Here is a 3,741-nt window from a genome sequence, read left to right as displayed (position 1 = left end):
GACTTGCAGGCGGGTGTTCATTTCGAGGAAATAAAAGCTTCGGTCCTGGCCGGCGACAAACTCGACGGTGCCGGCGGAATCGTACTGTACTGCCTGGGCGAGCGCGACCGCCTGCTCCCCCATCTTCCGCCGCGTCGCCTCATCGAGCAGCGGCGAGGGCGCCTCCTCGATCACCTTCTGGTTGCGGCGCTGGATCGAACACTCGCGCTCGCCGAGATAGATGACATGCCCATGCTTGTCGCCGAGCACCTGGATCTCGACATGGCGCGGGTTGACGATGAATTTCTCGACGAACACGCGGTCGTCGCCGAACGAGCTCTTGGCCTCCGACTTGGCGCGGGCGAAGCCTTCGGCAACCTCCCGCCGGCTATGCGCAATGCGCATGCCCTTGCCACCGCCGCCGGCGGAGGCCTTGATCATCACCGGATAGCCGATCTCGTCGGCGATCGTGGCTGCGTGCTCGGGCGATTCGATCACGCCGAGGTGGCCCGGAACGGTCGAGACCTTGGCGGCGTTGGCGAATTTCTTCGATTCGATCTTGTCGCCCATCGCCTCGATGGCGCGGACGTTGGGACCGATGAACACAATCCCGGCCTCGGCGAGCGCCTGCGCGAAGGCCGCGCGCTCGGAGAGGAACCCATAGCCGGGATGGACCGCCTCCGCGCCCGTCGCCTTGCAGGCGGCGACGATCCTGTCGATGACGAGGTAGGACTGCGCCGCGGCGGGCGGCCCGATGAGGACGGCCTCGTCGGCCATTTCGACGTGCAGCGCGTCCTTGTCGGCCTCGGAATAGACCGCGACCGTCTTTATCCCCATCCGGCGCGCCGTTTTGATGACGCGACAGGCGATTTCGCCTCGGTTGGCGATAAGGATTTTCTTGAACATCGGCTCCCCGTGGGACGAAAGCTCGGGCATCCCGTTGGAGGCCGTTCTATTGGAACGGCGGCGGCGCGTAAACGGCGCGCACCGTCGCAGGGGCTAGCAAAAGGAATGATTGCGCCCGCCCCTCAACCCGCCCGCGCGCGCAGCGCCGCCTCGACGCCGGGCCATTGGGCCGCGCGCGCCCGGACCGCGGCGACGAACCATTGCGGCGCGCGATGCGCCTCGGCGAGCACGTTTACCAGCGCCGCCAGCGCCTCGAGCGACTTGCACTCGTCCGCCCGAGCGATCAGCCATTGCGCAGCTTCGTCGGCGACAACGCCGGTCGGCCGCGACTGCCAGACGACGTAATCGGTGATGAGCTCGACGAACAGTTCCGTCCATTCCGGTGCGTTGTTCATGCGGGCGCGGGCGACGGCGAACAGTTCGTCGGCGGTCTCCCGCGTCACCTCGCCGTCCGCGAACACCTCCCGCCTCAGCCACGCGACGTCCTGTGCGGTCACTTTGCGGCCGAGGATCATCGCGGTGATGATCGTCCGGCTCTTCTCGACAGCGAAACTCATGGCACGCACTCTCTCTGACGCCCGGCCCGCCGGCCGAAACGCGGCCAGCTCCCTTTCTGATGCATGAACCTGCCCGGCAAAATTTGCCGACAAATGAATCGAACCGCCTCGGCGGCCGGAGCTTCCCGGCACAGTTAAGGCGCAGCAAAGCGGCATGGTTTCGCGACGATGAACGCTTTCCGTACAAACGCTCTCCATTGCCCTTATCGTTCGCGACCGAGTCGCCGATGCTTCATTGGGCCCGCCGCCGGCAGCCTGCACGGTCGGATTTGACAGAGCGGAATTTCAGCGCGCACCATCTTCAAAACGGGAAGGAGCGCTCGACCATGTCCACGTCGCCGAAGGTGGGACGCCGCCGCTGGACGATCGGAGTGCTGCTCGGCGTCGGCATCCTGATCAACTATTTCGACCGGGTGAACATTTCGGTCGCCGCCCCCCAGCTGCAGCAGGAATTCGGGCTGACGCCGGGCGACCTCGGGCTTCTGTTCAGCGCCTTCTTCTGGTCCTACGCCATCCTGCAGGTGCCGGTCGGCATGGTCCTCGACCGGTTCGGCGTCACAAACGTCAGCCGGATCGGCGCTTTCCTGTGGGGAGTCGCCTCGGCCCTCGTCGCCTTCGCCACCGGCTTCGGAACGATTTTCGGCGCCCGGGTCCTGCTCGGGGTCGCGGAAGCCCCCGCATTCCCAGCCAATTCCAAGGCGACCGGCTACTGGTTCCCGCGCGGCGAACGCGCGACGGCGACTGCGATCTTCGACGCCGCAGCCAAATTCTCCAACGTGATCGGCGTGCCGCTGGTCGCCTTCGCCGTGGTCGCCTTCGGCTGGCGGTGGGGCTTCGGCCTCACCGCGGTCCTGAGCTTCGCCTATTTCCTGGCCTATTGGTGGATCTATCGCGACCCGAGCGCGGACGTGAAGCTGAGCAGGGCCGAGCACGCCTACATCGTCGAAGGCGGCGCCTCGCCCGAGGGCCCGTCGGGCGCCAGCCCGTTCGCCATGCTCGGCTACCTCTTGCAAAACCGCAAAGTCTGGGGTCTGACCATCGGCTTCGCCGCCTACGGCTATTCCTTCTACCTGTTCCTGACATGGCTGCCGGGCTACCTCGTCAGCCAGATGCACATGAGCATCATCAAGTCGGCCGGCTACGCCGCAATCCCCTGGGCTTTCGCGACGGTCGCGGATCTCGTCGTCGGCGGCTGGCTGATCGACCATCTGATCGCCCGCGGCTACGACGAGACGGTGGTGCGCAAGACCGTGCTGGTCGGCGGAATGGTTCTCGGCCTTGCGGTGTTCGGCGCGACGACGACCGACGATCCGGCCTGGGCGATCTTCTGGATCTCGATTGCGCTCAGCGGTCTCGCGGCGGCGGCGCCGGTCGGATGGTCGATCCCCTCGCTGATCGCGCCGCGCGGCGGCACCGGCGCCATCGGCGGGGTGATGAACTTCCTCAACAACCTGATGGGCGCGGTGGCGCCTGCGGTGACCGGATTTTTGGTCGGGGCGACGAATTCGTTCACGAGCGCATTTCTGGTGGCGGGCGTCGTGCTGCTGATCGGCATTTTCTCGTATGTCGTGGTGCTCGGCCGCATCGAACCGATCCCCGAGCCGGCGGGCGGCGAGACCGCGCCGCAACCCCGGATCGCCTGAGGAGGCGCCGATGAGCGAGGCCGAACGCGAATCGTCCGGGGCGGCGCAGCGTCCGCAGGCGCTCGTCGTCATGGGCGTGTCGGGAAGCGGCAAGTCGACCGTCGCCGAACTTTTGGCCAAGCGCCTCGGCTGGATGATGGCCGAGGGCGACCGCCTGCACCCGCCGGAGAACGTCGAGAAGATGCGACAGGGCGTCCCCCTCACCGACGCGGACCGCTGGCCGTGGCTCGACAGGATCGGCGAGCTTCTGAAGGCCTGGGCGGCGGAGGGGCGATCGGGCGTCGTGACCTGTTCGGCGCTTAGGCGCGCCTATCGCGAAAGGCTTGTCGCAGCCCGCCCGGATCTGCGCTTCGTCTATCTCAAGGGATCGGAGGCGCTGATCGCGGCGCGGGTCAGCGCCCGCCATCACGAATACATGCCCGCTTCGCTGTTGAAGAGCCAGTTCGACACGCTCGAGGAGCCCCTGCCCGGCGAGCCGGTGATCGCCATCGATGCGGGCGGGACGCCGGAGGCCGCGGTGGAGGACGTCGTGAAGGCGCTGGCTTCATAGCTGCGACAAGGCGCTCCTTGCCGGCCGATCGGTCTTGCTCGATTCTGACGGCCCAAAACGGCGCGCTCAGGCCGGGTCGTGCTTGACGCTGTCGCCGTATAGCAGC

The 3,741-nt window shown here is 66.8% G+C and carries 4 protein-coding genes; 2 read left to right on the top strand and 2 right to left on the bottom strand.

What is annotated here, in order from left to right:
- Both ACLP25_RS25810 and ACLP25_RS25805 read right to left on the bottom strand, forming a co-directional pair.
- The coding region (locus tag ACLP25_RS25810; protein ID WP_442471970.1) for an ATP-binding protein at positions 1-885 on the bottom strand (885 nt) is incomplete at its 3' end.
- A gap of 122 nt (positions 886-1,007) precedes the next feature.
- The gene (locus ACLP25_RS25805; RefSeq protein ID WP_442471969.1) at positions 1,008-1,442 is read right to left on the bottom strand and encodes a hypothetical protein; all 435 of its coding nucleotides are present in this window, start codon (positions 1,440-1,442) and stop codon (positions 1,008-1,010) included.
- Between the two features lie 326 nt (positions 1,443-1,768).
- Between ACLP25_RS25805 and ACLP25_RS25800 the strand changes: the two genes are divergently transcribed.
- Positions 1,769-3,085 (top strand): MFS transporter, encoded by a 1,317-nt coding sequence (locus ACLP25_RS25800; protein ID WP_442471968.1) that lies wholly within the window; start codon positions 1,769-1,771, stop codon positions 3,083-3,085.
- Between the two features lie 10 nt (positions 3,086-3,095).
- Complete coding sequence (locus ACLP25_RS25795) at positions 3,096-3,635, top strand: gluconokinase (protein ID WP_442471967.1); 540 nt, start codon at positions 3,096-3,098, stop codon at positions 3,633-3,635.
- The last annotated feature ends 106 nt before the right edge of the window (positions 3,636-3,741 follow it).

Origin of the sequence: Roseiarcus sp., from assembly GCF_052145395.1 — a bacterium.
Lineage (GTDB): Bacteria > Pseudomonadota > Alphaproteobacteria > Rhizobiales > Beijerinckiaceae > Roseiarcus.
The sequence above is the reverse complement of the archived record's forward strand: the minus strand, read 5'-3'. Positions and strand labels throughout refer to the sequence as shown.

Excerpts from the sequence above, each read along its gene's own strand:
- ACLP25_RS25805 (WP_442471969.1), bottom strand. The coding sequence starts at position 1,442 with ATGAGTTTCGCTGTCGAGAAGAGCCGGACGATCATCACCGCGATGATC.
- ACLP25_RS25800 (WP_442471968.1), top strand. The coding sequence starts at position 1,769 with ATGTCCACGTCGCCGAAGGTGGGACGCCGCCGCTGGACGATCGGAGTG.
- ACLP25_RS25795 (WP_442471967.1), top strand. The coding sequence starts at position 3,096 with ATGAGCGAGGCCGAACGCGAATCGTCCGGGGCGGCGCAGCGTCCGCAG.